Source organism: Geovibrio ferrireducens (assembly GCF_026226615.1).
Classification (GTDB): domain Bacteria; phylum Chrysiogenota; class Deferribacteres; order Deferribacterales; family Geovibrionaceae; genus Geovibrio; species Geovibrio ferrireducens.
On sequence record NZ_JAJAPB010000002.1, the window covers coordinates 159,790 to 185,566 of the forward strand.

24 protein-coding genes are annotated in these 25,777 nt (G+C 48.5%); 10 read left to right on the plus strand and 14 right to left on the minus strand.

Annotated features, from left to right (window positions below):
* Positions 1–134: 134 nt before the first annotated feature.
* On the minus strand, positions 135–1,427 hold the full coding sequence (gene eno / locus OSQ85_RS02770; protein WP_265821145.1) for a phosphopyruvate hydratase: 1,293 nt from the start codon (positions 1,425–1,427) through the stop codon (positions 135–137).
* A gap of 168 nt (positions 1,428–1,595) precedes the next feature.
* On the opposite strand from eno, the gene OSQ85_RS02775 reads away from it, so the two are divergent.
* The 7 genes from OSQ85_RS02775 (at position 1,596) to OSQ85_RS02805 (ending at position 9,544) form a co-directional block, all read left to right on the plus strand.
* Positions 1,596–2,885 carry a radical SAM protein gene (locus OSQ85_RS02775; RefSeq protein ID WP_265821146.1) on the plus strand — a complete coding sequence of 430 codons (1,290 nt, stop codon included), beginning with the start codon at positions 1,596–1,598 and terminating at the stop codon, positions 2,883–2,885.
* Between the two features lie 3 nt (positions 2,886–2,888).
* Positions 2,889–3,605, plus strand: coding sequence for a hypothetical protein (locus OSQ85_RS02780; RefSeq protein WP_265821147.1), 717 nt, complete (start codon positions 2,889–2,891; stop codon positions 3,603–3,605).
* Positions 3,605–5,164 carry an L-aspartate oxidase gene (nadB, locus tag OSQ85_RS02785; protein ID WP_265821148.1) on the plus strand — a complete coding sequence of 520 codons (1,560 nt, stop codon included), beginning with the start codon at positions 3,605–3,607 and terminating at the stop codon, positions 5,162–5,164. The genes OSQ85_RS02780 and nadB overlap by 1 nt, the downstream gene beginning before the upstream one ends.
* A complete protein-coding gene (locus OSQ85_RS02790; RefSeq protein WP_265821149.1) occupies positions 5,136–5,825 on the plus strand; it encodes a tRNA (5-methylaminomethyl-2-thiouridine)(34)-methyltransferase MnmD in 690 nt (229 codons plus the stop codon). The genes nadB and OSQ85_RS02790 overlap by 29 nt, the downstream gene beginning before the upstream one ends.
* Positions 5,826–6,377: 552 nt before the next feature.
* The gene (locus tag OSQ85_RS02795; RefSeq protein WP_265821397.1) at positions 6,378–7,040 is read left to right on the plus strand and encodes a PrsW family glutamic-type intramembrane protease; all 663 of its coding nucleotides are present in this window, start codon (positions 6,378–6,380) and stop codon (positions 7,038–7,040) included.
* A gap of 87 nt (positions 7,041–7,127) precedes the next feature.
* Entirely contained in the window at positions 7,128–9,173 is a 2,046-nt protein-coding gene (locus OSQ85_RS02800) for a PAS domain S-box protein (protein ID WP_265821150.1), read from the plus strand.
* Positions 9,170–9,544 carry a response regulator transcription factor gene (locus OSQ85_RS02805; RefSeq protein WP_265821151.1) on the plus strand — a complete coding sequence of 125 codons (375 nt, stop codon included), beginning with the start codon at positions 9,170–9,172 and terminating at the stop codon, positions 9,542–9,544. The genes OSQ85_RS02800 and OSQ85_RS02805 overlap by 4 nt, the downstream gene beginning before the upstream one ends.
* Here the strand turns inward: OSQ85_RS02805 and OSQ85_RS02810 are convergent, their stop codons facing one another.
* The 8 genes from OSQ85_RS02810 to OSQ85_RS02845 all read right to left on the minus strand — a co-directional run bounded on the left by OSQ85_RS02810 (position 9,545) and on the right by OSQ85_RS02845 (position 17,834).
* Positions 9,545–9,733, minus strand: coding sequence for a hypothetical protein (locus OSQ85_RS02810; RefSeq protein ID WP_265821152.1), 189 nt, complete (start codon positions 9,731–9,733; stop codon positions 9,545–9,547).
* Between the two features lie 6 nt (positions 9,734–9,739).
* The gene (gene nqrF / locus OSQ85_RS02815) at positions 9,740–10,963 is read right to left on the minus strand and encodes an NADH:ubiquinone reductase (Na(+)-transporting) subunit F (protein ID WP_407649303.1); all 1,224 of its coding nucleotides are present in this window, start codon (positions 10,961–10,963) and stop codon (positions 9,740–9,742) included.
* Between the two features lie 13 nt (positions 10,964–10,976).
* Positions 10,977–11,588 carry an NADH:ubiquinone reductase (Na(+)-transporting) subunit E gene (gene nqrE, locus OSQ85_RS02820; protein WP_265821154.1) on the minus strand — a complete coding sequence of 204 codons (612 nt, stop codon included), beginning with the start codon at positions 11,586–11,588 and terminating at the stop codon, positions 10,977–10,979.
* Positions 11,585–12,205, minus strand: coding sequence for an NADH:ubiquinone reductase (Na(+)-transporting) subunit D (locus OSQ85_RS02825; protein ID WP_265821155.1), 621 nt, complete (start codon positions 12,203–12,205; stop codon positions 11,585–11,587). The genes nqrE and OSQ85_RS02825 overlap by 4 nt, the downstream gene beginning before the upstream one ends.
* Positions 12,198–12,986, minus strand: coding sequence for a Na(+)-translocating NADH-quinone reductase subunit C (locus OSQ85_RS02830; protein ID WP_265821156.1), 789 nt, complete (start codon positions 12,984–12,986; stop codon positions 12,198–12,200). The genes OSQ85_RS02825 and OSQ85_RS02830 overlap by 8 nt, the downstream gene beginning before the upstream one ends.
* Positions 12,973–14,166, minus strand: coding sequence for an NADH:ubiquinone reductase (Na(+)-transporting) subunit B (locus OSQ85_RS02835; RefSeq protein WP_265821157.1), 1,194 nt, complete (start codon positions 14,164–14,166; stop codon positions 12,973–12,975). The genes OSQ85_RS02830 and OSQ85_RS02835 overlap by 14 nt, the downstream gene beginning before the upstream one ends.
* Positions 14,166–15,512, minus strand: coding sequence for a Na(+)-translocating NADH-quinone reductase subunit A (locus OSQ85_RS02840; RefSeq protein ID WP_265821158.1), 1,347 nt, complete (start codon positions 15,510–15,512; stop codon positions 14,166–14,168). The genes OSQ85_RS02835 and OSQ85_RS02840 overlap by 1 nt, the downstream gene beginning before the upstream one ends.
* A gap of 102 nt (positions 15,513–15,614) precedes the next feature.
* On the minus strand, positions 15,615–17,834 hold the full coding sequence (locus OSQ85_RS02845; protein ID WP_265821159.1) for an EAL domain-containing protein: 2,220 nt from the start codon (positions 17,832–17,834) through the stop codon (positions 15,615–15,617).
* 308 nt (positions 17,835–18,142) lie between these two features.
* On the opposite strand from OSQ85_RS02845, the gene OSQ85_RS02850 reads away from it, so the two are divergent.
* Genes OSQ85_RS02850 through OSQ85_RS02860 form a run of 3 tightly spaced genes read left to right on the plus strand, consistent with a single transcriptional unit; the run spans position 18,143 to position 21,848 of the window.
* Entirely contained in the window at positions 18,143–18,502 is a 360-nt protein-coding gene (locus OSQ85_RS02850; protein WP_265821160.1) for a response regulator, read from the plus strand.
* A 12-nt stretch (positions 18,503–18,514) separates the two neighbouring features.
* Positions 18,515–19,138 carry a hypothetical protein gene (locus OSQ85_RS02855; protein WP_265821161.1) on the plus strand — a complete coding sequence of 208 codons (624 nt, stop codon included), beginning with the start codon at positions 18,515–18,517 and terminating at the stop codon, positions 19,136–19,138.
* The gene (locus tag OSQ85_RS02860; RefSeq protein WP_265821398.1) at positions 19,128–21,848 is read left to right on the plus strand and encodes a PAS domain S-box protein; all 2,721 of its coding nucleotides are present in this window, start codon (positions 19,128–19,130) and stop codon (positions 21,846–21,848) included. Before OSQ85_RS02855 ends, OSQ85_RS02860 begins: the two co-directional genes overlap by 11 nt.
* Here OSQ85_RS02860 and OSQ85_RS02865 read toward each other — a convergent pair.
* The 5 genes from OSQ85_RS02865 to nifT are packed head-to-tail and all read right to left on the minus strand — an operon-like array spanning position 21,845 to position 25,583.
* Positions 21,845–22,294, minus strand: coding sequence for a DUF269 domain-containing protein (locus tag OSQ85_RS02865; RefSeq protein ID WP_265821162.1), 450 nt, complete (start codon positions 22,292–22,294; stop codon positions 21,845–21,847). The two genes, OSQ85_RS02860 and OSQ85_RS02865, sit on opposite strands and share 4 nt — an antisense overlap.
* Before the next feature lie 10 nt (positions 22,295–22,304).
* Positions 22,305–22,673 carry a nitrogen fixation protein NifX gene (gene nifX / locus OSQ85_RS02870; RefSeq protein ID WP_265821163.1) on the minus strand — a complete coding sequence of 123 codons (369 nt, stop codon included), beginning with the start codon at positions 22,671–22,673 and terminating at the stop codon, positions 22,305–22,307.
* Positions 22,670–24,001: a nitrogenase iron-molybdenum cofactor biosynthesis protein NifN gene (gene nifN, locus OSQ85_RS02875; RefSeq protein WP_265821164.1), complete on the minus strand. Its 1,332-nt coding sequence runs from the start codon at positions 23,999–24,001 to the stop codon at positions 22,670–22,672. The genes nifX and nifN overlap by 4 nt, the downstream gene beginning before the upstream one ends.
* A gap of 4 nt (positions 24,002–24,005) precedes the next feature.
* Positions 24,006–25,364, minus strand: coding sequence for a nitrogenase iron-molybdenum cofactor biosynthesis protein NifE (nifE, locus tag OSQ85_RS02880; protein ID WP_265821165.1), 1,359 nt, complete (start codon positions 25,362–25,364; stop codon positions 24,006–24,008).
* Positions 25,365–25,376: 12 nt separating this feature from the next.
* Positions 25,377–25,583, minus strand: coding sequence for a putative nitrogen fixation protein NifT (gene nifT / locus OSQ85_RS02885; RefSeq protein ID WP_265821166.1), 207 nt, complete (start codon positions 25,581–25,583; stop codon positions 25,377–25,379).
* Positions 25,584–25,777 lie beyond the last annotated feature (194 nt).

Consider the following 25,777-nt stretch of genomic DNA (forward strand, 5'->3'; position numbering starts at 1 on the left):
AAAACAAAAAACCCCTCTTTACAAAGAGGGGCCTAGGATATTTTCAGCAAAAGTTTTTCGCACACGCTCGCGGGCGGGTAAACCGCCCTTCGCTCCGCACGGCGCGCCCGCTTCCTGCGGGCGCGGGGAAACGTCTATCTCCTTTTGAGGTTATAAAAAGAGCCGAGCCCTTTATACACCCCTTGATCAACGAGTTCTTCCTCGATTCGGAGGAGCTGGTTGTATTTGGCGATGCGGTCGGTTCTGGAGGCAGAGCCGGTTTTGATCTGGCCTGCGTTTACAGCAACTGCGAGGTCGGCTATCGTCGTATCCTCAGTTTCGCCGGAGCGGTGAGAGATAATGTTTGTATAGCCCGCTGTTTTGGCTGTTTCAATTGTATGAAGGGTTTCTGTAAGCGTACCTATCTGATTCAGCTTAACGAGAACAGAGTTTGCAACCCCTTTTCTGATTCCTTCCTGAAGACGCTTAACGTTGGTAACAAACAGATCATCCCCCACAAGCTGGATTTTGCTTCCCAGAGCGTCAGTGAGTTTTTTCCATCCGTCCCAGTCGTTTTCGTAAAGGCCGTCCTCTATTGAGATGATCGGGTATTTTCCGCAGAGGTATGAGTAGTACTCAACCATGTCATCAGCAGATTTCTCAGGGTTCTTTTCTGCCGCCATGAAGTATTTGCCGTCTTTATAAAACTCGCTCGCAGCCGCATCCAGCGCAAGGCAGATGTCCTCGCCGGGTTTGTAGCCTGCGCTTTCTATGGCGCGGAGAATAACTTCTATGGCTTCCTCGTTTGACTTAAGATCTGGAGCAAAGCCGCCCTCATCACCCACCGCCGTGTTGTATTTTTTCTCATGGAGCACTTTTTTCAGGGCATGGAAAGTTTCAGTGCCCATCCTGAGAGCGTCACGGAAGGTTTCAGCGCCCACAGGCATGATCATGAATTCCTGAATATCCACGTTGTTGTCTGCGTGCTGTCCGCCGTTGATGATGTTCATCATAGGAGTGGGAAGAGTGTGGGCGAACGCGCCGCCTATGTATTTATAGAGAGGGAGCGAAGAAGCATCCGCAGCGGCCTTCGCGCATGCGAGTGAAACACCGAGGATGGCGTTTGCGCCGAGTTTGGATTTATTGTCTGTTCCGTCAAGGTCTATGAGTATCTCGTCTATGAGTTTCTGCTCAAGGACATCTATCCCCTCAAGCTCGTCAGAAATAATTTCGTTAACATTCTGAACGGCTTTCAGAACACCCTTGCCGAGGTATCTGCTTTTGTCGCCGTCTCTGAGTTCAACAGCCTCATGCTCGCCTGTGGAAGCACCTGAGGGAACGGCAGCCCTGCCTAAAAATCCGCCGCTTGTAACAACCTCTACCTCGACCGTGGGATTGCCTCTGGAATCAAGGATTTCCCGTGCATAAACCTCAATAATATCTGTCATTTTCTACTCCCGGATTTATATTTTTTTCATTACGGTTATTTGGTGCCGTAAGTATATATTGAAAAATTGCGAAAATACAATATGATTTGTTTTCCCGCATTTCCTACGGCGGGCTTTCCGTGCGTGTTCTCAGGGGATGCGGCGGATTCATTAAACAAGGCAGGTACTATGTACGATATACCAAGTCTGCTGTTTGCGGACAGACAGGGCAATATATATGACCACCCCAGCCTGAAAATGGCTGTGAGAAGCGAAAATTATAACTTTGTTCCGTATGAGACGGAGCTTATTGAACTCCCCGAATCCTCCAGACTGTATTTCATGCCGAACACCCACCCCATAGCCTATAATCAGGACACGGCAAATATGGAAACGTTCTCCGGCGGCATGGCTGTCAGCGCATTTCTGGCTCCGGGGTTTCTGCGCCTGTTCCTTCCGGCATATAAAAAGCTGGATACGGAAATCCTTCCCCTTTACGCATACACTGCGGTGGGTTGGATGAACGGCAAGTTTGTTGTTCCTGCCATTAAGATAGACGATGATTCAAAGTGGAACCCGTGTCTTTATGACTACTCGGACGCTTTCAAGCCGAAAGTTCAGGCATACCTCGGCAAATACCCGGAAAACAGGCTGTACAGACAGCTCGCCAAATGCGCACTGGAATACCACTGCACAGCGGCAAAAAATGTTTTCATGGGCAGATGGGAATGCCCCATCCCCACTGCGCCCTCATGCAACAGCAGGTGTCTGGGCTGCATATCCAAACAGCCTGCGGAGTGCTGCCCCTCCCCTCAGTCCCGCATTGAATTTGTCCCCTCCCCCAAGGAGATAATAGAAGTGGCGCTGAACCATTATGAAACAGCGGAAGAGCCGATAATCAGCTTCGGTCAGGGCTGCGAGGGCGACCCCATAACAGAGGCCGAAACCATAGCAAAGGCTGTTTCCGTCATTAAGAAAAAAGCGCCGAACATGACCATTAACTTCAACTCAAACTGCTCAAGCCCTGAAAAGCTCAAGCTCCTTCTGGACGCAGGGGTTGACAGTATAAGAGTGAGCATGAACTCCGCCAACCATACAACATATGAAATGTACTACTCACCAGTGAACTACGATTTCGGTGATGTGCTGAAAAGTATCGAACTGGCAAATAAATATAAGGTTTACGTTTCCCTCAACCTTCTCACCATCCCCGGCGTGAATGACCGTGAAGGTGAGCTGAATACGCTCCTTGACTTTCTCGGAGCTTACAATATTGACCTTATCCAGCTTCGGAACCTTAATATTGACCCGGATTTTCTCTTCTCAAAAATGAAGTTTAAAACAGAGGAAATTCTCGGACTCAAAAACATGCTAAAATTAATTAAGCGTAAAAACAAAAATGTCAGGTTCGGTTATTTCAACCGCACGAAGGAAAACTTTTTTAAAGACTTCGGATTCCCTGACCTTAAAAGGAGATAAACCATGAAGAAGCTTCTTGTATTGGCAATCGTCATCTGCTTTGCGGCAACCGCTTTCGCTGATGACATCAAACTCCGCCCCGGCATGACCCAGAGCGATTTCAAGACCTTCACCAAGGAACTCGGCTCAGTTATTTCGTTTGACCCCAACAGCCCCGCAGACCCTCTCGGCATACTGGGCTTTGACATAGCCGCCGAAGCGTCATTCAATATAATTGACACCGGCATATGGGACAAGGCCGCCTCCGACGGCGATTCGCAGGAAGCTCTCGTTATGTACAGACTGCACGCTCAGAAGGGACTCCCCGGCAAGATTGACATAGGCGCGATGATAGGCCAGTCTGCAAACTCTGACCTCACAGTTGCAGGTGTTTCAATAAAATACGCCATACTTGAAGGTACAATGGCAACACCTGCCCTCTCTCTGAGAGCGGCCTATTCTCAGGTTGTCGGTCACGACGAGATAGACGCATACAACGCCAACATAGGCCTTTTTATCAGCAAGGGCATACTTATTGTCAAACCCTATGCGGGCATAGTCGGCTCTATGAGCTACCTGAAAGAAAGCTCCGATGCGGTTGATCTGGACGCTGAAACAGCGTACACCGCAAAGGGCATACTCGGCGTACAGGTTACCCCGTTCCCCTTCCTTAAGTTCAACGCTGAGGCGGGAATAGGCGAAATAAACCAGCTGAGCCTTAAGGCGGGCATACGCTTCTGATGAATAAAAAACGTTTCGATTACATAGTGCTCGGCAGCGGCGTGGCAGGTTTGCGCGCCGCAATCGAGCTTGCCGGTCACGGTGATGTGGCACTCATAACCAAATGTGTTCTGGGTGAAAGCAGCTCCGAATACGCTCAGGGCGGGGTTGCTGTCGCTCTGAGTGAAGAGGACGACATAGTCCTCCACTATGAAGACACCCTGAAAGCCGGTGACGGCCTCTGCGTGAAGGAAGCGGTGAAGACCCTTGTCGCTGAAGGACCTGAATATATCACCCAGCTTATTTCATGGGGCGCAAAGTTTGATACAAAGGAAGGCGCACTCTCCTTCACGCGTGAGGCGGCGCACAGCGTAAACCGCATAATCCACGCCCACGGTGACGCCACCGGACACGAAATAGTCCGCACACTGAAAGAATATTCCCTCAAGTTCATAAATATCTACAGGCTTGACTACACCTACGCCATTGATTTCATAAAAGACGGAGACAGAGTCACTGGAGTTCTTGCGCTGGATGAAAAAACCGGCGAACTCACTTCTTTCTTCTCAAAGGCTGTCGTTGTCGCCACAGGCGGAGCAGGAAGGCTTTTCACACGCACAACCAACCCGGATGTATCAACAGGGGACGGCGCTGCCATGGCTTTCAGAGCAGGTGCGGAGCTTGAGGATATGGAGTTTTTCCAGTTTCATCCCACCGCGCTTCACTTTCCCGGCGCTCCGGCGTTTCTCCTCAGTGAATCCATGAGAGGCGAAGGCGCTGTCCTGCGCAACAATGCCGGGGAAAGATTCTGCTTTAACTACCACGAAGACGGCGAACTCGCCCCCAGAGATGTGGTGAGCCGCTCAATATTCTTTGAAATGAATAAGACAAAAACGAATCACGTCTACCTCGACGTGACTCATCTTGATAAAGAGCACATCCTCCACAGGTTTCCCAAGATATACAACACCTGCCTCGGTTACGGAATCGATATTACGCAGGACTACATACCCGTCAGCCCCGCAGCACACTACTACATGGGCGGAATAAAGACCGATCTTGACGGACGCGCGAGCCTGAAAGGGCTTTACGCATGCGGTGAGGCTGCCTGCACAGGCGTACACGGCGCGAACAGACTTGCCAGCAACTCGCTCCTTGAAGGGGTGGTATTCGGCGGAAGAAGCGCAAAGGCGGCAGTGTCCGATTCCCTGAATATGGAAATCACCGAGCAGGAAGTACAGACGGAAGAGAAATATACCGAAACCGATTACACCGAATCATTAAAATTCATTCAGGAAACAATGTGGAAGTATGTCAGCGTTTCCAGAAATGAAACCGGGCTCAAAACCGCAGTCAGTGAACTGGAAAAATTTCTGAAAAAGTTTGAAGGCAGAATCCCCGCTGACCGCAGAACGGCAGAGCTTAAGAACCTCGCTCAGTCCGGGCTTCTGATGGCTTATGCTGCGCTGGCAAGAAAAGGCAGCCGCGGCGGGCATTACAGAGACGACATGCCGGAAAAAATAACCGAAGACTACCATATATATTTCAGCAATGCCGAATTTAATCCTCATCTCAGGTGATAAGAAGCCGATCTCCACGGGGGACGGCTCCATATCATTCTACAACCTCACATACAAACAGGCTTACCACGCAAAAAGCATAGGCACTTTCACCGAAAGCCTGCACAAGTTTGTAATCCCTTCGGAAATTGTGGAAAAGCTGAAAAAAGGTCATGTACGCCTGCTGGACATCTGCCTCGGAATCGGCGCTAATCTCGCTGTGACATTTCATGAAATTGAAAAGCTTGATATTCCGAAGGAGCACAGACTCCAGATAGTAAGCCTTGAGAAGGATCACAGCCTTGTCCAGCTTATACAGAAAACAGCTTCGCTCTCCCCGCCGGACGGGTACAGAATTCTCCGCAGACTGCTTTATGAAGGAACATGCGGCAGATACGGGCTGGATGTTATGTACGGTGATGCGGTGAACAGTCTGGACAGGCTTGAGGCTCCGTTTGACGCTGTGTACTTTGACCCTTTCAGTAAGAGAAAGAACGCGGAAATGTGGACAGAGAGCGTGTTCAGGAATTTACACAGAATACTTAAGGATGACGGAAAAGTCGTTACCTATTCATGCGCTAAAGGGGTGAGGGAGGATATGAAGAAGGCGGGGTTTGCCGTTTCAGACATTCCCCGCCTTCCTGATGGCTTTCAGTCAGGAACTGTAGCTATGAAAAACTAGTCTGCACACTAGTCTGCATGTTGGGATTTGTAGTAAACAGCAGTCCAGAAACCTGCGATAGCCGAAACACAAATGATACCTAAAAGCATTGCCATTTCTTCCTCCATACGCAGAACGTGTTTCCGGAAGTTTTTTAAGCCGGAAAACTGCGTCCGTTTTTTTTATTCTCTGTGGTCTGAGATAATAATAGATCCCTGAAAAAATAAAACAACTCTAATTTTTGTCTCTAATTAACTGTTCGTAGAACAAAACGCGTTTTATTGTTATAATTTGCTATTAACTATGAATTTATTTGTTAATCAGTTTACTTTGCATACAAAACAAATAACTTCTTTTTAAAATCAGACACCTTGAATCATATGTTAACGGGAGCAGATCTCATTACCTTACCCGCAGGTATTTCAGCACCTCAGATTTAATTATGAATTACAGTTCATAAGCAAAAAATGCAGTCAGAAGTTATTTTCATGCATCCGGAACTTTGATATTGCGCATGCATCTGCTATGGTCTAATTTTACTGATTACGCATTGGCAGGTGATGTTTGGAGCTGATGTTAATTCTTGCGGCAGGCTCTTTTTTCTGGGCGCTCCTGATAAACGCCTTCGGCAGGTTTGAGAGAAGAACCCTTTACATGTCCCTTCTGGTGGCTTTTGCCGCAGGTTCCGCTGCATACCATCCGGCAGCATGGCTGAATACCCTCTTTCTTGACACCGCAGGTATAGAGATGAACGCCGTCAACCTGCCGAAATCCGCCACAGCGGCCTACTCCGCCTTCGTCGGGATAAACGAGGAATTTCTCAAATGCATTATAACCTTTCTTATCATCAAGGATTCTGATAACTACCGCAGACCGCTCCAGGGATTCATATACGCAGCCTCAGCAGGACTGGGCTTTGCCGTGATTGAAAACATATACTACCTGAACGGGCTGAACACCCAGATGCTGCTTATGCGCCTTGGTATTTCCACACCTCTGCACATCGTCCTTGCATTAATCTGGGCAGCCGGAATGAACGCGGCAAAATTCGGCGGATGCAGGTTCCTTCACTGCACAGCGGGCTATATCTTTGTGGCTGCGGCGCTGCACGGAACATATAACTATCAGGCGCTGTACGCACGTTCAGTGGGCGAAAGCGCAGTGAAAACACTGACAGTTCTCACTGTTTCTGCGGTTACGGCATTCTTTTTCATAAGGCATCACAAAAACAGATAAAGGTTATTATTACCCTTTTACTAAGTGATAGATTATGGTAATTTATTAAACATTGCGTTTTGAGCAAATGATAAGGCTGTGAATACTATGAGCTTGTTCAACCCTGACGAACAGAAAAAAACTGAAAACCCATCAGGAAGCCATCTGCCGGAGGACGGGGGCTGTTCCCTGTTCAGAGCAGTATTTGAACAGAGCGCCGACGCAGTTATCATAACCAGCCTTAAAAGCGAAATCTCCTTCTTTAATCCCGCAGCAGTCCGCATGTTCGGAATGAACTCAGAACAGCTTTCCAGACAGAATATTAACTCCCTCGCATTCGGCCGCAGGATAATTCAGAATGATGAACTGAAAAAGCTCACCAAAGGGGAATATCCGGAAGGACTGAGGACAGAAAACCTTTACATGAATAAGAACGGCTTTTTCTGGGGGAATACAGCCATATCCCTGATCGCAGGGCAGAAAAATGAAAAAACATATTTAATGTTTGTCATCAGGGACATAACCACGGAGAAAAATCTCAGGGAAGAGCTCTTCACCAGCAGGGAGCAGCTCCAGAACATGCTGGACTTTGTAAACAGCATGGTTGTTGTAACCAACGGCACAGAGATGCGCAACTGCAATAAAAATATGCTCAGCTTCTTCGGCTATGACTCTCTGGCGGATTTCAGAGAGCATAACGGCTGCATATGCGACATGTTTGTACCTCAGGACGGTTATCTCACTGAAAACAGGCGGGGGCACTGGCTGAAAAAGGTTCTGCGGAACAAGGCTTCCTCCGGTGATACAAAAGTTGCCATAAAAGACCCGAAGACATCATCCATCCGCTTTTTTATGGTGGATATTCAGCCCTTTCCCGGCGAAAAGTATTACTACATAGTTTCATTCACCGACATCACTGAGCTTGAAAACCAGAAAAAGCTTCTGGAAGACACCAACATATCCCTGGAAGAGAAGATAAACCGCCGCAGCAGGGAACTTTTTGAGAGCTACCGCAAGCTGGCCGCCAATGAGGAGATACTGTCCGTTATATTCAACATGGCCAGCATCGGAATAGCGATGGTGGATGACAAAGGCCGGTATGTGCGCGTAAACAGCCGCTTCTGCGAGATGTACAGGCTGAAAGAACATAATGTTATAAACTCCGGCTTTGAAACAGTTCTCCACGAAAGCCTGCGGGAGGACATGCGCAGACTGTTCATAAAATACCGTGACGGACAGGTCCGGCGCATAGCCTCAGAATGGAAGATAAAGCGTGTTGATGAAACCGTTATGGACATGCTGATGACAACCAAGTGGGTGACAATGTATGACGGCAAGCGCTATCTTATCTCCACCCATCTTGACATAACCGATAAAAACAAACTGCAGCAGAAGCAGAGAGAGCAGGAAAGGATGCTTGTCCAGCAGTCCAAAATGGCAGCCATGGGCGAAATGATCGGAGCTATAGCACATCAGTGGAAACAGCCCCTGAACGCCATTGCCCTTATTGCTCAGTGTTTTAAGGATGACTATGACTATAAGGAGCTCACCCTTGAGGCGGTGAATGAGCATGTGAACGGCATACTGAAGCAGGTCGGCTTCATGGCGGCCACTATTGATGATTTCAGAAACTTTTTCAAACCCGCCAGAAGCATGCAGTTCTTTGACATTTCAGCCGCAGTGGGGGACATAGTCAACCTTATGCTGCCTCAGCTTAAAGTAAACTATATAGCAGTGTACATAGACAATGCAGGCACAGAGAAATACGGTTCGGAAGTATCAGGCTATCCGAATGAGTTTAAACAGGTGATCCTGAACCTCATAGCAAACTCCAAAGATGCCATTGCCGAAAGAAGAAACCGGAAAACACTGAAAAATTCGGAAGCAGGCACAATAAACATCAGGATAGAATCAAACGAAAGACAGGTAAAAATCACATTCTCAGACAACGGAGGAGGAATACCGGACGAGGCTATGCACAGGCTTTTTGAGCCCTACTTCACAACAAAGGGCACAGGTTCGGGTATAGGCCTGTATATGTGCAGAACAATTATTGAAGGGAAAATGAAGGGAAAAATCAGCGCTCGCAATATCACAGACGGAGCTGAGTTCACTATCGTGCTGGAAAAATTCATTGAGGGGAGTCAGTTATGAAAAATCTGAAGGACATCAGGCTTCTTTTTGTGGAGGATGAGCTGCTTATGCAGAAATCCATCGAAAAGATACTAGCCAAACACATTAAGGAGTTCCGGCTTGCCGTAAACGGGGAAGAAGGGCTGAAAATCCACGGCGAAATGAAACCGGACATCATAGTAACAGACCTTGATATGCCTGTTATGAATGGAATCCAGATGATTTCTGCGATCAGAAAGACAGACATCGTAACACCGATCATCATAATCACAGCCTTTGAGGATCAGGCGGAAGTGGCCAACGGAGCCGACTTCTCACTGATTAAGCCGATCCTCAAGAAAAGACTGTTCGAGCTTCTTGAACTGTGTGTGGAGAAGCTGAACAAAAACTGATCAGCGCCCTCCGCAGCCGTGGCTGTTTTCACATTCACTGTTATCGGTGTGCCCGCCGGAAGAGGCGCAGCAGTCAGCGCCCTTTCCGCATCCGCACGAGGCATTTTTTCTCTTCGCGCTCAGCACCGAGAGAAAAAATACCGCAAAGGCTATTAAGGCCGCCGCAAGGGCGGCCGCAAATACTTTCATTACAATCTACCCGCCGAAGTCATCAAAGTATATATTCTCCGGTTCAACACCAAGCTTATCCAGAAGGTCAAGCACTGCGTCTATCATAACAGGGGGCCCGCAGAGGTAATACTCGCAGTCCTCCGGCGCAGGATGGTTTCTGAGATAGGCATCATAGGCTATGCAGTGCACAAAGCCCTTGTAGCCAGTCCAGTTATCCTCCGGCAGGGGTTCACTCATCACCACATGCCAGCTGAAATTCTCAAACTCCTGCTCAAGCTGCTTGAAGTCTTCATCATAGAAGAGCTCGGCAACACTCCTTGCCCCGTACCAGTATGATATTTTGCGTTTTGTTCCCTTTCTTTTAAGCTCATCGAATATTATTGAGCGTAAGGGAGCCATGCCCGCCCCGCCGCCGAGGAATATCATCTCGGTATCGTTATCAGTGGCGTGAAACTCGCCGAAGGGTCCGGTTATTGTAACCTTATCCCCCAGCTTCCTCGTATGAAGATATGTTGAGCCTTTTCCGGGCGGAATATCCACACTTTTCGGAGGCGGAGTTGCTATGCGCACATTGAGCTTGATAACCCCTTTCTCCTCCGGGTAATTAGCCATGGAGTAGGCACGCACCACAGGCTCATCCACCACGGACTTATATCGGTACATGCCGAATTTTTCCCATGTACCGTGATATTTCTCGCCCACATCTATCTGCGTAAAGTCTGTCTGATGGGGGGGAACCATAACCTGAATATAGCCGCCCGCGCGGAAGTTCACGTCCTCCCCTTCGGGAAGTTTCAGAACTATCTCCTTTATAAAGGTAGCCACATTTCTGTTTGATACAAGCTCGCATTCCCACTGGCGCGCGCTGAAAACCTCCGCCGGAACCTCTATTTTCAGATCGTCTTTAACGGTAAGCTGGCAGGAGAGCCTGTAGCCTTCCCTCTCCATTTTCCTGTTGATGTGGCTTTTTTCCGTGGGGAGGATCTCTCCTCCGCCCTGCTGAACCACAACCTTGCACTGTCCGCATGAACCGCCGCCGCCGCAGGCAGAGGAAACAAATATTTTTTCATCCGCCAGAACGCTCAGGAGCTTTCCGCCCCTCTGCACACTCAGCGCCTTGTCCTCGCTGCCGTTAATGACAATGCGAACATTCCCTGCGGGCACAAGCCACTGCTTTGCAGTGAGGATAAACCCCGCCAGAAAAAGAATAATTGCTGTAAAAAGGGCAACGCCTAAAACTATCTCTATCACGTTTCCCCCCTTAAAGCTGTATGCCGGAGAAGAGCATGAACGAAATCGCCATGATCCCCGCTATTACGAATACAATGCCCAGATTATCCAGCCCTTTGGGGACATCGGCATACTTCATCTTCTCCCTGATTCCGGCCATTGCTATTATGGCAAGCGCCCAGCCCGCTCCTGAGCCGAAACCGTAAACCACGCTCTCCCCGAAGGTGTAATCGCGCTGAACCATGAACAGCGTACCGCCGAGGATGGCGCAGTTAACCGTTATAAGCGGCAGGAAAATGCCCAGAGCGTTGTAAAGCTTAGGAACGAACCTGTCCAGCCCCATCTCAAGCACCTGCACTATGGCGGCTATTACGCCTATGTAAGTCACAAGGCCTATAAACGTGAGATCCACATTATCAAGCCCTGCCCATGCCAGTGCGCCGTCCTTGAGTATATACTGATAAATAAGGTTGTTTACCGGAACAGTAATGGTCTGCACAGCAATAACTGCAATGCCGAGCCCCGTTGCCGTCTCCACCTGCTTTGAAACCGCAAGGAACGTACACATGCCCAGAAAGAAGGCAAGCGCCATGTTTTCCACAAATATTGATTTAACCAGAAGGCTTAAGTAGATTTCAATCATGCTTTAACCTCCCTGGATATTATAAGCTGAACACCCCATATAATGAGCCCTATGAGGAAAAAGGCGCTGGGAGCCAGAAGGAAAAGCCCGTTCGGCGTGTACCAGCCTCCCTCCGTGGCGAGGGGGAGCACCTGAAAGCCCAGAAGCTTGCCCGCACCGATGAGTTCACGGACAGTACCCACGGCTATAAGCACAAGGCCGTAGCCCGCACCGTTGCCGAGACCGTCAAGAAGGCTCTGGAACGGAGGGTTCTTTATGGCGTACGCCTCAGCTCTGCCCATGAGGATGCAGTTTGTTATTATAAGCCCCACGAAAACCGAAAGCTGTTTGCTGATCTCAAAGAAATAAGCCTTTATAAACTGATCGGCTATGATAACCAGAGAGGCGATTATTGTCATTTCCACTATTATCCTTATGCTTGAAGGGATGTAGTTCCTTATCACACTGAGAGACAGGTTGGAAAGCCCCAGAACCACAGTAACTGCAAGCGCCATGACAAGAGTTGTTTTCAGGTTTGACGTAACAGCCAGTGAGGAGCATATCCCCAGAACCTGCACAGCGATGGGGTTATTCCTGAAAATGGGGTCCGTAAATATTTTCATTGTGCTGTCAGCCATTGAACCCCTCCTCGTTTATTCTGGAAAGAAATCTGCCGTAGCCGTTTTCACCCAGCCAGAAGCGGACAAGCCCGTTGACTCCTCTGCTTGTGAGGGACGCACCGGATATGGAGTCAACCAGATGCGCAGAATCCGGAGAGGCAGGATCAACTTTTCCGTTGCCCACACCGAGTTTAAGGGAACCGTCATCACCGTAAACCTGTTTTCCCGGCCACTGGGCTTTCCAGTTGGGGTTGTCAACCTCACCGCCCAGACCGGGGGTTTCCTTCTGGTCATAGAACGTGAGCCCTGCAACAGTTTTACCGTCCCCTTCCAGTGCGAGAAAGCCGAACATAGTTGACCAGAGTCCGCTGCCGTAAACATGGAGAATTATTTTATCCGGCTTTCCATCCTTCATTACTATATAAACAGGCTGCTCCTTAGCTATACTGGCTATGCCTGCTATGTCCTGATCTTTTGCGAGGCGGACGGATGTGGCGCCTGATGTGCTGAGGTTTTTGAAGTCCTTGAAGAAGGCCGCATCAAATCCCGGCTGTTTTTCAAAGCTTCCGTCCCGCACATTCACTGCCAGAACAGAGATATTTTTAAATGTGTCTTCTATGTCCGTGCTTTCGCCGAGAAGCCCCGCCGCAGCGAGAACATTCTTCTGCCTGTCAAGCTCACGGTTTTTGTCCTGAATCGGCTTAAGGGAAACAGCCGCCGCGGAAACCAGAACCGAGCAGACAACGGAAAGGACGAGAGAGACTATAAATGTAAATTTTCGGGAATTAACATCCGGCATATCTGCGCCCCCTCCTTCTTATATTCGCTTTTATAACATACTGGTCAATGACAGGCGCAAAAACGTTTCCGAACAGCACCGCAAGCATTGCTCCTTCCGGGAACGCAGGGTTAACAACCCTGATGAGCGCCGTCATAGCGCCGATTAAAAATCCGTAGATGTACATGCCCGTTCTCGTCATGGAGGCGGAAACAGGGTCTGTGGCCATGAAAACAGTGGCGAACGCATATCCGCCCAGAACAAGATGCCACTCAGGGGAGAGGTTCATCATGGGGTTTGTTTCGCTCCCTATCAGGTTAAAAAACAGCACAAAGGAAACGAGTCCCGCAACACTTGAAAGCATTATCCGCCATGAGCCTATGCCTGTGGCGATCAGCACAGCCGCCCCGAACAGACACGCCAGAGCGGATGTTTCACCCATCGAGCCGGGCATGAAGCCGAGAAAAGCGTTCATCCAAGTTAAGCCTGAATCATTACCCAGAGCCATAGAACCCAGAGGGGTTGCATATGTCATAGCATCCGCGGGAATCCATATTCTATCCCCCGTCATAGCCGCAGGGTATGAGAAGAAGAGAACCGCCCTGGACATAAGCGCAGGGTTGACAAAGTTGCGCCCTGTTCCGCCGAAGACCTCCTTGCCCATGACAAGACCGATGGAAATGGCCACCCCGGCCTGCCAGAGAGGAATAGTCGGAGGAAGAATCAGCGGGAAAAGAAGGGATGTAACAAGGAATGCCTCCCCTATCTCATGTTTTCTCACCACCGCAAAAAGCAGTTCCCAGAAACCGCCCACAGCAAGGGTTACAATATAGACAGGCAGAAAGTAGAGTGCGCCGTGAAGGAAGCATGAACCGACAGACGAACTGTCCGCCCCGCCTGCTGCGGCCATTACACCAAGCCGCCACCCTTCCGTAAGTGTGCCCGCCTCCGCTGCATAGTTGGCCTGAAGCCCTGTATTGTAAAATGCCATAAGAATACACGGAATAAGCGCCAGAACCACGGTGGTCATTATCCTTTTGAGATCAAGCCCGTCCCTTATGTGCGTATATCCCTTTGTCACTTCGGGGGATGTGTACAGGAAAGTGTCGGTCATTTCAAATACCGGATACCACTTTTCCAGCTTTCCGCCCTTCTTGAAGTGATGCTCATATTTTTCCAGAAAATTAAGCAGCCCTTTCATCAGCCTTCCTTCTCCAAAGTATCAAGCACCTGCCGGAGCATGGGCGCATAGTCCTGCTTGCCGGGGCAGGCGTAAGTGCACAGGGATAAATCCTCCTCCAGAAGCTCAAGACAGCCGAGCTTCTCCGCCGTTTCGAAATCCCCCACTGAAACAGCCCGAAGGAGATAAGTGGGCAGAATATCCAGAGGCATCACGTCCTCGTAGCTCCCCACGGGAACAATGGGACGTTTGCCGCCGTTCAGGTTTGTATTGAAAACAGGTCTGCCTATGCCGAAGCCGCTGAGAAACGAGCGTTTCACTGAATGCATGTCCGTTCCCGGCCCAGCCCAGCCCATGAACCGCCTGTCCCTGCCTTCGGGAATGAGCGTAACCTGATTTATATATCTGTGGAGATAGTCCGCAGGGGCAACCGCCTTGCGTCCGTGGAGTGCGCTTCCGCTTATCACGCGGACATCCTCCGCGTTGATTTCGTTTTTAAGGAGATCGCCCAGCCATGCGCCGCGTATGGTTCTGATAAGCCGCGGCTTAACAGCGCCTGTCCCGCAGAGCGATATTACTGTCTGAACAGGTATCTTCCCTGTGAGAAAAAACTCGCCGATTGCCGCCGTGTCCTGCCAGCCTATTTCCCATGTGCGGTTTCCGGCGTGAGCAGGTGAGAGGAAGTGAATATGAGTTCCCGCAAGCCCTGCCGGGTGCGGCCCTTTAAAGCACACGTACTCAATCTTCCCGCCCTGAACCGCAGGAACGGAATCCTCCGAACCGACACAGACATAAAGCTTCTTGCCTGCCAGCTTCTCAAGGAGGCTGACACCCGCTGCAAAAAACTCCTCTCTGCCCTCAATGGCGGTTTTTACATCCGCACACAGCGGGCGGGTATCCGCAGCAGTGACATAAATATAGTCGGCAGATGCATCCGCAGCGGGAGTTTTGCCGAAGGGGCGGCTGATGAATGATGTCCAGAGTCCCGCATCATTTACGGCACTCCTGACAGTGTCACTGCCGATGATTTTAAGCTCCGCAGTGTTAAAAGCCCTGAAGCCGCCGCCTTCTGTGCCTTCAATCTCTATCTCAAGTGAGAGAAACCTGCGCTTCTCGCCCCTGTTGACAGCCAGAACCCTGCCGGCAAAAGGGGAAACGAACTTAACGCCCGCATTTTTTTTATCGGTGAAAAGCAGATCACCCGGCTTCACCGAATCCCCTTCCTGAACATTCATAGTGGGTTTGAGGCCGATATGATCGTCTCCGATGACGGCATATCTGCTTACAGTTCCCGATGCATAAATTTTCTGTTCGGGAGCTCCGCCCAAAGGAAGGTCAATACCTTTCTTAAGAACTACATTTTTCATACCGCTCAAAAAACACCTTCACACACAAAATATTTTAAGACTATTTATGCCTTATAATACACAACGACTTATAAATAAAGCATAATCCTAATAACGTCAGAGTCAAGCTAAGTCGTCCGGTTTAGTATCCGGCTTTGGTTTGGCGATGAAGAACCCTTGGGAATAGTCAATTCCGAGCTCATTTACGGCATCAAAAATTTCCTGACTGCTCACAAATTCCGCCACGGTTTTTATTTTCATACCGCCTGCGAATCCTGTTATGCTTTTCACCAGCCTGTTTGTGTACTCATCGCGGTGAATGTTCTGAATCAGACTGCCGTCAATTTTCAGATAATCAAAATCAAGGTTCATCAGGTGCGTAAAGTTGGAGTAGCCTGTGCCGAAGTCGTCAATAGCCACTTTGCAGCCCAGCCTTTTAACCTCACTTATAAACTCCCTGATCTCCTCGTAATTGCCTATGTTGTCCGTTTCGAGAATCTCGAATATCACATTGCCTGCGGCATCCGTCTCCCGGAGAAGATTCTGGATATAGAGCACTATATCCTTATTGAGTATATCCTCTGTTGAAATATTTATTGAAAATTCGTTATTTCCGCCTCTGAAATGTTCCACCGACTTGCGCAGCATTATTTTGGTAAGCTGCGGGTACAGTTTGGTCTTTTTAATAATAGGCAGAAACATCCCCGGAGAAACCACACTCCCGTCCGCCTCCTGCATCCTTATGAGGCATTCGTATTTGCGTATTTCCCCTGTGCGGTTATCCACTATTCCCTGAAAATAGGGTATAATGCGATCCTCTTTTATGGCCAGCTTCACCTTATTCAGCCAGAAGAAGTTGTTTGACTGATGCTGGCTCAGTTCCATGCTTTCGTCAAAATGCATGTAGGCTCTTTTACGCTCTCTGGATATTTTCAGTGCCATGTCAGATGACTGGAGCGGCTTTTCCCTGTTTCCGGATATGCCGATGCTCACTGAAATGGAGATCTCTATCCCCTGATAGTCAATCAGTTCCGAATCCGTCTTAACGGATATGGAGTCAGCTATTTTTTCCGCCAGTTCCATCCTTGATTTAAGCAGAACAACAAATTCGTCCCTGCCCAGCCTGTAGAGAACGTATCCGCCCGCAATCTCAGGATAAGCCGATTCCAGTGAGGAAAGATAATCTCGCAGGCACATGGAATATTCCTTCAGGACATGGTCTCCTGCGCCTATGCCGAAAACCTCGTTAACCTCTTTGAAGCGGTCAATATTTATCAGAATCATCACAGAACCGGAGGAGGAGCCGAGATCACTTAAAAGAGCATTCCTGTTGGGAAGCCCGGTGAGCGCATCGGTTCTCTGCTGAGCGGAAAGGTTCTTTTTGCCCTCTTCTATTTCCCGGAGCATAGAACGGAAACTGTAGTGCAGAATTGCAGCAGCAAGTATAAGGAATGCAAGCACCACAAGCGCCAGATAAAACCTTGCGTTGCGGTAGTCCCTCACCTCAGCGTTTATGTCCTGAGCAACCACGAGATATGCAAACGGTTCCCCGGAATGCTCCCTCAGTTCGTAAGCCGTATGAAAGCTGTAGTATGTTCCGTCAATTTTTTTGACGAGCATTGTCCGCTCAGGCACAAACTCTGTATCCAGCGCCTGAAACAAATGCTCATCCGTTCCGGCTATGTAGTAGTTTCCGCCCTCAATCATTCCGTCTCTGCTGTTCAGAATCTCCGCGTATGATTTCTTTAAAAAGAGTGCACTTCTGAACTGAAAATGCTTCGCCACCGCTTCGACAACAAAATCCGCATTAATTCCAAGATCAAGCATTCCGGCATATTCACCGCCGGAAAATATCGGAACCATAATCCGGTAGAATATACCGTTCCTTCCGGCTTCGAAGCCGGAAGCGGCACTGCGGTTTTCATTCACCTCACGGACAAGAGGACGAAGCTCCGTGAGGCTGTCACCGTAAAAATCCGGTCTGTGCATACGCAGGACAGTCACACCGTTTTTGTCTATGAAGTGCATTACATGAAAGAACGGGTTCTCTGCAGTCATCTCTCTGTAATATGGAATAAGCTCCAGAAAAAGCTTCTCTCTGTCCCCTGCCAGAAAAGAATCAAGAATCCTTCCCTTCTGGAGGAGGCTGTGCGCCGCGTTAAAGTATCTGCGCTCGGTTTCTGTCACGGAGATTTCGAATGAGCGTGCAAGCTGCGAGTCGAACCTGCGGAAGGAGTAATCAAGATATTTTTCATTAAAATAATTGCCCGCCAGAAGAAAAATAACGGAAAGAGAGAGCATCAGCATAGTAACAATGAGCATGGCTCTCATGCGGACAGTCATAGTATTACCACCTTGGTTTTACAATAATTTAAACCGTAATACAGATATTCGGAAACCCGGCGGCGGTTCATGCAGAAAAAATGTTCTCTCTCATACATTAAAACACTCCGGGAACAAACAGCCGTTTAAATAATATTTAACTACTATTCATTATACATTTGCAGAAGAAGAACCGCAACTTAACCTTAGCATTAAAATGAGCCTCAAATAAGGCGGAGCTAAACCGCTCTGTACAAGATCTTCAACTTGACATTTGGCTTTCTCAGGTTATGATCACTTAAATTAATAAGAATTTTTAGCAGGTACACATGAAAATCTTGATAGCCGATGATTCCAAAATTGCAAGAAAGGGGGTTCTCAAGTCCCTGGCCACGGCTTTTTCAGGAGAGTTTGATTATCGCGAGGCAGCAAACGGCTGTGAAGCGGTGGAAATGTTCACCTCTTACACGCCTGATCTCGTATTTATGGATCTTACCATGCCTGAAAAAAGCGGCATTGAGGCGCTGGAGGAAATAAAAGCTATTAATCCGGCGGCAAAAGTTGTTATAATCACAGCAGATATACAGAAAAAAACAACCGAGATGGTCTCTGAACTCGGAGCTGATGAAATACTCAACAAGCCTGTGACTGCGGAGAAAATATCGCAGATTATCACTAAACTGGTTTAACGGCTGATTTATATGATGAATATTCTGAATGATGACAGGAAAGATGCGCTCACCGAAATCATGAACATTTCTTATGGCATGGCCACTGCCATAATATCTGATTCCATTGAGGCTCACGCCAATCTGCACGTTCCGAAGATTCATGTGGTCGGCACGGAAGGGCTGGAAAACTACGTAAACAGCAAGACATCCAAAAATAATGATTACTTCGTCTCCGTTCAGGTTTTTATAAACAAGCTGGACGGGGAAAGCATCTTCATCATTGACAGCGGTTCCTCGCGCAAAGTTGCCGGCATCTTCATGAACGACAGCGGTGAGCAAATAGAAAGCGAAGACGACATAGTAAGCTCTATCCACGAACTCTCAAATATCCTGACCTCCGCCTGTGTGGGTAAAATTGCAGAACTCCTTGAGCTTGAGGTGTTCTTTCATCCTCCCGCAGTGGACAAGCAGAGCGGCGAAAAAATAGCCGAATACAAAAATTTCGAAAATTTCAGCAAAATCATTGTGGTGGAAACTGTCCTGGATTTCAGGCAGGAAAAAATCAACGGACTTCTCATATTTCTTTTGAAGGAGAGTTCTTTTGAGCATTTGCTCATAGCACTGGATAAATATATTGAACAGTATGAAATTTGAGACTGACCCGGCTTATTTTCTGGACTCCATTTACAACGGCGCCTGCATTCTGGACGATGAACTGACGGTTCTCTTCTGGAACAAGTGGCTGGAAGCGCACACTTCCCTTTTCAGAGAACAGGTTACAGGCAGAAAAATAACAGAGCTTTTCCCCGAAATTAACGTAAACCAACTGAAAAGAAAAATACGTTCAATGAAAGCCCTCAAGTCCCACACCTACTACGATGCGGGCACGGACGGCTGGCTTTTCAAAATAAAATCCGCTAAATTCACCAACTCTATTTTTGAATACATGAAACAGAATGTGGTCATATCCCCTTTTGACAAGGAGCTTAAGTACGCTCTTGTGATGGTTTACGACCAGACAAGGCTCTTTGAAACCCAGAAGAAGCTTGAAGAAAGCGAATCCTTCCAGCGCGCTGTATTCGGCAGGAGCGCAAGCGGAATTGTCATTCTCAACACTGACAAGTCAATACTGACCACGAACGAGTCTTTCCGCAGAATGGCAAATATTGAGGAAGATGACATCAAAGGGATGGATTTTGAGATGTTCCTCAGCCCTGAGCACCTCGACCTGTGCCGTGAATGCTTCGGTAAACTATTTACAGGTCAGCAGGATTCCGTAACGGAAGATGTAAAACTCAAGACACCCGGAGGCAAAAGCTTCTGGAGCAGAGTTGCGGGGTCTGTCATCTTTGACCAGAGCGGAAAGCCGGAATACATAGTCTGCGTTATGGATGACATCACCGAGCGAAGAAACTTCCTCAACGAACTTGAAAAGAAAAGTGAATATGTTCAGAAAATTCTGGATTTCCAATCCAATATTATAATAGTCACCGACGGCGAACTTCTCCTTAACTGCAACAAAAGCTTTCTAGATTTCTTTCAGGCAAAAACCCTTGACGAGTTTAAAGAACGCAAAAAGGATCTGTCCGAATATTTCATGAAAGAGCAAGGGCTTATAGTTGGTGAAGATGAGCAGGGATGGCTTGAGGAGGTTTTTCAGAACTTCCGCATGGGCATGGACAGCAAGGTAAAAATGCGTGATCCCTTCGGTGCTGTCCGCACTTTTCAGGTAACTTTCCGCATCCTGCCCATGACAGCAGGCGAGTACATAGTGTCCCTGACGGATATAACCGATCTGGAGAACTACCACAAAATACTCAGGGATGCCAACCGCATACTGGAAATCATAGTAAACGAACGCACCGAAGAGCTGAGAAACGCCAACAGAATGCTGGAAAGCAGCCGTCAGCAGCTTGAACAGGCGCAGCAGATAGCCCGTATCGGAAGCTGGGAATGGACAGGAGCAGACAAAAAGCTAAACTGCTCAGATGAGCTTTACAGGATATTCGGTCTGGATAAAACGGAAGTGATCCTCTCCGGCAGCAATTTCCTCGATATGATCGCTCCGGAAGACCTGCCTCTGGTTCACACCATGGTTTCGGAAAAATCCATAGCCCGCGGCAGCTTTGACGAATATATACACATAAACCGCATAGACGGGGAAAGGCGCATACTCAGGGTGCAGAGCCGCATAAGAACAGATGCGGCCGGACACATAAACATACTGGGCACAGCACATGACATAACCGAGATAAAACGCACGGAAACGGCACTGCGCCAGAACGAGCAGCTTCTCTCCTTCATATTCGAGTTTGCCAGCTTCGGTATATGCCTTGTGGATCAGGAAGGAAATTTTGTCAGGTTTAACAGAAAGTTCAGCCAGATACTGACGATTCCCGAAGATACACTGAAAAATCAGAACTTTTTTGAGCTGTTCCCCGAAGCAGACAGGGAAAAAGCACCCCACACAACAGAGTGGAAGCATGAACCGGACAGCGGCAAGCCTCTTGATCTTCTTGTTACCGCAGGTGCGGTGAAAATGGAGGAGGAAAAGCTCCATTTTATTTACTCAATAGCAGACATAACGGAGAAAAACAGAATAGAGCGGATACACCGAGAACAGGAGCAGATGCTTATTCAGCAGTCCAAGCTGGCTGCACTCGGCGAAATGATAGGCGCCATCGCCCACCAGTGGAAACAGCCTCTCAACTCCGCCAGTCTCTATGTTCAGCTTATTGAGGACGATTATGACTTTAATGAGCTTACCAAGGAAAAACTCAGTGAATATGTAATTGAGATAATGAACCAGCTTAACTTCATGGCGCACACGGTTGAGGACTTCCGCACCTTCTTCACACCGTCCAAATCCCTCGGTGAGTTTTCAGTCAGAAAAGCTCTGAACGATGTCACAGCGCTGATGAAATCATCCCTTGAAAAGCATAAGATAAATGTAAAAATCACCACCGAAGGCGGTGATCCGGACAGCATAGTTCTTTTCGGCTACGCCAGCGAATTTAAACAGGTTATGGTGAACCTGCTCAGCAACTCGCGCGATGCGATAGATGCTAAAAGGCTCTCCATGCCCCCGCTTCAGAGAAAATCAATCGGCAACATAGAAGTGGCGGTAATTGAAACCGACACGGAAGTCATTGTCGAAACAAGGGACGACGGCGGCGGCATACCGGAAGAAGCGCTGAAAAAAATATTTGAATCCTACTTCACCACCAAAGGGGATGAAGGAACGGGAATCGGTCTTTATATGTCCCGCATGATCATAGAAAACCGCATGAAAGGAACGATCTCCGCCTCCAACAGTGAAAAGGGCGCAGTGTTCTCCATGCGTTTTCCGAGAGAGTTTCTTTAGATAATCCCCATCTCTGCCGCTTTTTCACAGGCTTTGAGCGTTTTTGTCTCGCCCGCGGCTGCAAGCTCCTCAATGGAGGCAAAGGCAAACTTGTGGGCATTCCGCAGAGTATCACAGCAGAGAATATAGTCCTCATATATCACAAATGCCCTGCCGAACCCCTCATAACCCAGATCAAGGGCAGCATAGCAGAGTTTTCCGATATTCTGCTCGGTGAGCATGGCAACAGCCTCGTAAAACATGCGTATCTGCCACACAGTCTGGATGTCCACAGTGCCTGATGTATCTATCTTTTTTCTGTCCTCACGGCTTTTCACATAGCGGCTCAGAACCTGCGTGTCATCAAGTTTTTTCCATGAGCCGTATGTGTCAAACGCCCTCATTTTTTTGACAAGGGTATCAGTAAAGCCGGAGACCTCCCAGCCTGTTCTCTGGGAAAGAGACATGCCTGCCATGCTACTTGACCTGTATCGCCTTTCTCAGCCATGGCGGAGGAGAATCATTAAGCTTTTTCACCAGACTGTCCAGAAGCTCATCGATAGATGTTTTGTCGTCCACCTTTACGGGGTGAATCTTGTTGCGCACCACTACCGCAGCAGCGGGTCCGCCTATCTCAGTGAGATAAAGGATAGAACAGTCGTTAAGCGCCTCAACCTTTGTATTAATATCAATCTTGTGATTTTCCTCAGCGTCAATTGGAATAAATGTGCGCAGTTCGGCAAACTCCGAACCTTCAGTGTCCACATCATAAACAGCGACGGAAGTTGCTCTGCCGAAGTGTTCGTCCACCTCTTTCATACTGTTTGTACAGAACGCTACCTTCATAAACTCCTCCTGTAGTTCTCTGTCTGCTCCTCCCATGATTCGTGCTCATCACGTTCAAGGAGAATGCTCCCGATCTCAGAGGCGAAGTACGCCGCGCCCCTGTAGCAGGTGTAAACCTTTATAAACTGCCCTATCCTGTCCTTCACCGGAATACCCATCCTCAATAATGGAGCGTGCACTATCTCCGAGGTTAAATGGGCATTGGTGTTTGAAATGACAAGGGAGACTCCTCCCCCCTTTAGGGCTACATCTTCCAGATCACCCTTAATCACCTGTTCCGCCGGTACATCCTTAAGAAAAGGGGAAGAAAAGGTGGTGATGCCGATTTGCACAGTAATGCCCAACTCATCATGAAGAAACTTTGATACGCCGAGCAGGAGATCCGGCTCAATGGCGACAGCGGCCTTTTTACCGCCGAAATTGAAGTGTCCGTCAAGCATTACATCTATTGCTGTTCTGCGCTGCTTTTTGATTCTGGCAGGAACATCCGCCCTGCCGGAAAGCTTCATAAGCAGCTCTATGAATCTGTCTGTTTCAGTGATCCCTATGAGAGAATCGAAGGTTACAAAAGGAACATCAGTAAGCTCTTTCAGCTGTTCCGCTATCTCACCCATTGTCCTGCCGACCGCTATGTTCAGTTCCGCTGCTCCGGCAGTTTCTATATCCTCAACAGTGCACCCGCCGGGGGCTGTGCTGTAGAAGAAATCCGCACAGCCGGACATGCTTTCTGAAATATCCGGCAAAAACACCGGGCGCAGTCCGAATGATTCCGCAACATCCCTTATCTCGTCTATGTCCCCGGCGGTCATGGCGAATGCGGGAAGAATGTTCACACGCCCCTTTTCGGTTTCCATCTTCGCCGGAGCAAGCTGCCTGAATATTGCTTTCAGCGTATTTGTGTAGCCGAGGTGAGCATCGTCCACGAAATCGGGTGTCGTGGAGTAAACAATTTTCGTTCCCGCATATTCCGGGTATTTCTTCCTGAAATCCTTTATGCTTCTTTCAAAATCGTCACCTCTGGTGTCGGAGATTCCGGTGGAAAGCAGCACGAGGAGTTCGGGCATATGCTTTTCTATTACGTTTTTCATGCCTTCAAGCAGGTTCCAGTCCTCACCCATAATCGTTGCTATGTCGGTGAGGGCTGTGGTCTGCATGGGGACTATCTCCCTGAAATGCTGAGTGAGAAACGTTTTGGTAAATGCCGTGCACCCTTGCGAACCGTGGTGGAGAGGCATAGCCCCTTTTATTCCGAGGGCAGCCAGACTTCCGCCCAGCACCTGACTTTTTTTCAGAGGGTTGGTCTGTCCGGTTTTTGCTGTTGTTTCCATAGACCTACTCCCACGGAGCCTTGCGTCTTGCCACTTCCCAGACAGGGGAAGTGAGGGTGTATGCAAGCTGTTTTGCCAGTTCGACCATGCCTGTGTAGCCAGCGTAGCCGTGTATTCTTTCCTGATTCACGTCCACAAAAGGGTATCTGCCTTTGATGGAGGTGTACATGTTCCTCCCTCCGGCAAGGAGCAGATCCGCCCTCTCCTTCTGAAGAATGTTCAGAAGGATGCGGCCGTCCCCTTTTTCAAGGAGCATTTTCTGTGTTCCTTCAAAGTGTTCCCTGATTTTTTCTATGTCCTGCTCAGTCGATTTCCTTGTGCTGGTTCCTATTACTTCCATGCCGAGTTCCTCAAGCTGATAAATTGTTGACCAGCTTTTCACCCCGCCCGTATAAACGAAAACTCTTTTTCCTTTGAGGACAGCGGCATAGGGTGCTATCTCAGACAGAGTCTCAGCGTTTTTCCTTTCAACATAGCTGTGAATTTTTGCCCTGAGTTCATCAGAGCCCAGCATGTCCGCAACGGAGAGCAGAGTTTTCTCTATTTCACCCAGTCCGTAGAATGAGCCTTCTGCGAACGGTATTCCGTATCTGCGTTTAAGACCTTCCGCCAGAGTGAGCAGAGCCTTGCTGCATATGACAAGTGTGCATTTCGCCCTGTGGGCACAGGCAATTTCATCGAATGAAGTACCGCCTGTTAAGCTTGAGAGAACATTTATCCCCAGCTCCCTGAAAACAGGCATCATCTGCCAGAGTTCACCGGCTATGTTATAGTCGCCTATGATGTTTATGTCGTATTCTGTGGTTTTTTCAGGCTCTTTAGTGCCTATTACGTACTCAAGAAGAGCATCGCCTGCTATCTTGTTGCCGAAGTTTTTATTGCCGATGAAGCCGGGGGATTCCACGGGTATCACGGGGATTCCGGTGAGTTCCGCCGCCTTTTTACAGGCAGTGGGTACATCGTCCCCTATCATGGCGGTGACGCAGGTGGTGTAGACAAAGATCGCTTTTACCGGGTATCTGCCTGCTATCTCCACGCATTTATCAGTAATCTTCTTCTCTCCGCCGAAAACAACGTCCATCTCGGTGACATCTGTGGAGAAGCCCATTTTATAATACTGACCGTGAAGATTCCTGCTGCCCCTGTTGTTCCAGTTCTGGCTTACGCATGTGGCGGGACCGTGAATGAGGTGTACTGCATCCCCCACGGGAAGGAGAACGATCTGTGCCCCGTCAAAGGCGCACCCGCCCATTGTGGCGCCGGGTGTGGGTTTGGCACATTTTTTTGCTTTCTCTGCGGTGCTTTTCTTTTTATTTTCAGAACAGCTGTCAACTTCGGTCAGATGGTCAAATTTTGCAGCCATGGCACATTCCTTCTATTTAGAGAGTACTTTAGCCTCGAATGTAGCCGGGAGTTTGGGCACTTCCTCCAAAGCGGGAAATTCCAGAACCCAGCCGTTGTCAAGTTCAAACACTCCGCCCCATGCCCCTGCCTGCTCTATTTTGATCACGTGCGCTTCGATGTCCTTCTTGGGAACGTAAATATTAATGCCTTTCGGTGTTTCTCTAACTGTTACTTTCATTTTGCAGCCCTACCTAAAAAAATAATAATTAATTAGTTAAAAGCGGGGGGCGGACTTTTGCCGCCGCCCCGCAGCGGTATATACCTTTTGTTATTAAACTGTTTCCTATCTTATTACGTCGTAGCTCGTGGTGTACATCGTTTTCCATTTTCCATCGCCGAACCTGCGTCCTGCGGTTCGGCTGAAACCGCTCG

What these genes read in the sequence shown, in the direction of transcription:
- eno (WP_265821145.1), bottom strand. Translation starts at nt 1,427, where the DNA reads ATGACAGATATTATTGAGGTTTATGCACGGGAAATCCTTGATTCCAGA.
- OSQ85_RS02775 (WP_265821146.1), top strand. Translation starts at nt 1,596, where the DNA reads ATGTACGATATACCAAGTCTGCTGTTTGCGGACAGACAGGGCAATATA.
- OSQ85_RS02780 (WP_265821147.1), top strand. Translation starts at nt 2,889, where the DNA reads ATGAAGAAGCTTCTTGTATTGGCAATCGTCATCTGCTTTGCGGCAACC.
- nadB (WP_265821148.1), top strand. Translation starts at nt 3,605, where the DNA reads ATGAATAAAAAACGTTTCGATTACATAGTGCTCGGCAGCGGCGTGGCA.
- OSQ85_RS02790 (WP_265821149.1), top strand. Translation starts at nt 5,136, where the DNA reads ATGCCGAATTTAATCCTCATCTCAGGTGATAAGAAGCCGATCTCCACG.
- OSQ85_RS02795 (WP_265821397.1), top strand. Translation starts at nt 6,378, where the DNA reads ATGTTAATTCTTGCGGCAGGCTCTTTTTTCTGGGCGCTCCTGATAAAC.
- OSQ85_RS02800 (WP_265821150.1), top strand. Translation starts at nt 7,128, where the DNA reads ATGAGCTTGTTCAACCCTGACGAACAGAAAAAAACTGAAAACCCATCA.
- OSQ85_RS02805 (WP_265821151.1), top strand. Translation starts at nt 9,170, where the DNA reads ATGAAAAATCTGAAGGACATCAGGCTTCTTTTTGTGGAGGATGAGCTG.
- OSQ85_RS02810 (WP_265821152.1), bottom strand. Translation starts at nt 9,733, where the DNA reads ATGAAAGTATTTGCGGCCGCCCTTGCGGCGGCCTTAATAGCCTTTGCG.
- nqrE (WP_265821154.1), bottom strand. Translation starts at nt 11,588, where the DNA reads ATGATTGAAATCTACTTAAGCCTTCTGGTTAAATCAATATTTGTGGAA.
- OSQ85_RS02825 (WP_265821155.1), bottom strand. Translation starts at nt 12,205, where the DNA reads ATGGCTGACAGCACAATGAAAATATTTACGGACCCCATTTTCAGGAAT.
- OSQ85_RS02830 (WP_265821156.1), bottom strand. Translation starts at nt 12,986, where the DNA reads ATGCCGGATGTTAATTCCCGAAAATTTACATTTATAGTCTCTCTCGTC.
- OSQ85_RS02835 (WP_265821157.1), bottom strand. Translation starts at nt 14,166, where the DNA reads ATGAAAGGGCTGCTTAATTTTCTGGAAAAATATGAGCATCACTTCAAG.
- OSQ85_RS02840 (WP_265821158.1), bottom strand. Translation starts at nt 15,512, where the DNA reads ATGAAAAATGTAGTTCTTAAGAAAGGTATTGACCTTCCTTTGGGCGGA.
- OSQ85_RS02845 (WP_265821159.1), bottom strand. Translation starts at nt 17,834, where the DNA reads ATGACTGTCCGCATGAGAGCCATGCTCATTGTTACTATGCTGATGCTC.
- OSQ85_RS02850 (WP_265821160.1), top strand. Translation starts at nt 18,143, where the DNA reads ATGAAAATCTTGATAGCCGATGATTCCAAAATTGCAAGAAAGGGGGTT.
- OSQ85_RS02855 (WP_265821161.1), top strand. Translation starts at nt 18,515, where the DNA reads ATGATGAATATTCTGAATGATGACAGGAAAGATGCGCTCACCGAAATC.
- OSQ85_RS02860 (WP_265821398.1), top strand. Translation starts at nt 19,128, where the DNA reads ATGAAATTTGAGACTGACCCGGCTTATTTTCTGGACTCCATTTACAAC.
- OSQ85_RS02865 (WP_265821162.1), bottom strand. Translation starts at nt 22,294, where the DNA reads ATGTCTCTTTCCCAGAGAACAGGCTGGGAGGTCTCCGGCTTTACTGAT.
- nifX (WP_265821163.1), bottom strand. Translation starts at nt 22,673, where the DNA reads ATGAAGGTAGCGTTCTGTACAAACAGTATGAAAGAGGTGGACGAACAC.
- nifN (WP_265821164.1), bottom strand. Translation starts at nt 24,001, where the DNA reads ATGGAAACAACAGCAAAAACCGGACAGACCAACCCTCTGAAAAAAAGT.
- nifE (WP_265821165.1), bottom strand. Translation starts at nt 25,364, where the DNA reads ATGGCTGCAAAATTTGACCATCTGACCGAAGTTGACAGCTGTTCTGAA.
- nifT (WP_265821166.1), bottom strand. Translation starts at nt 25,583, where the DNA reads ATGAAAGTAACAGTTAGAGAAACACCGAAAGGCATTAATATTTACGTT.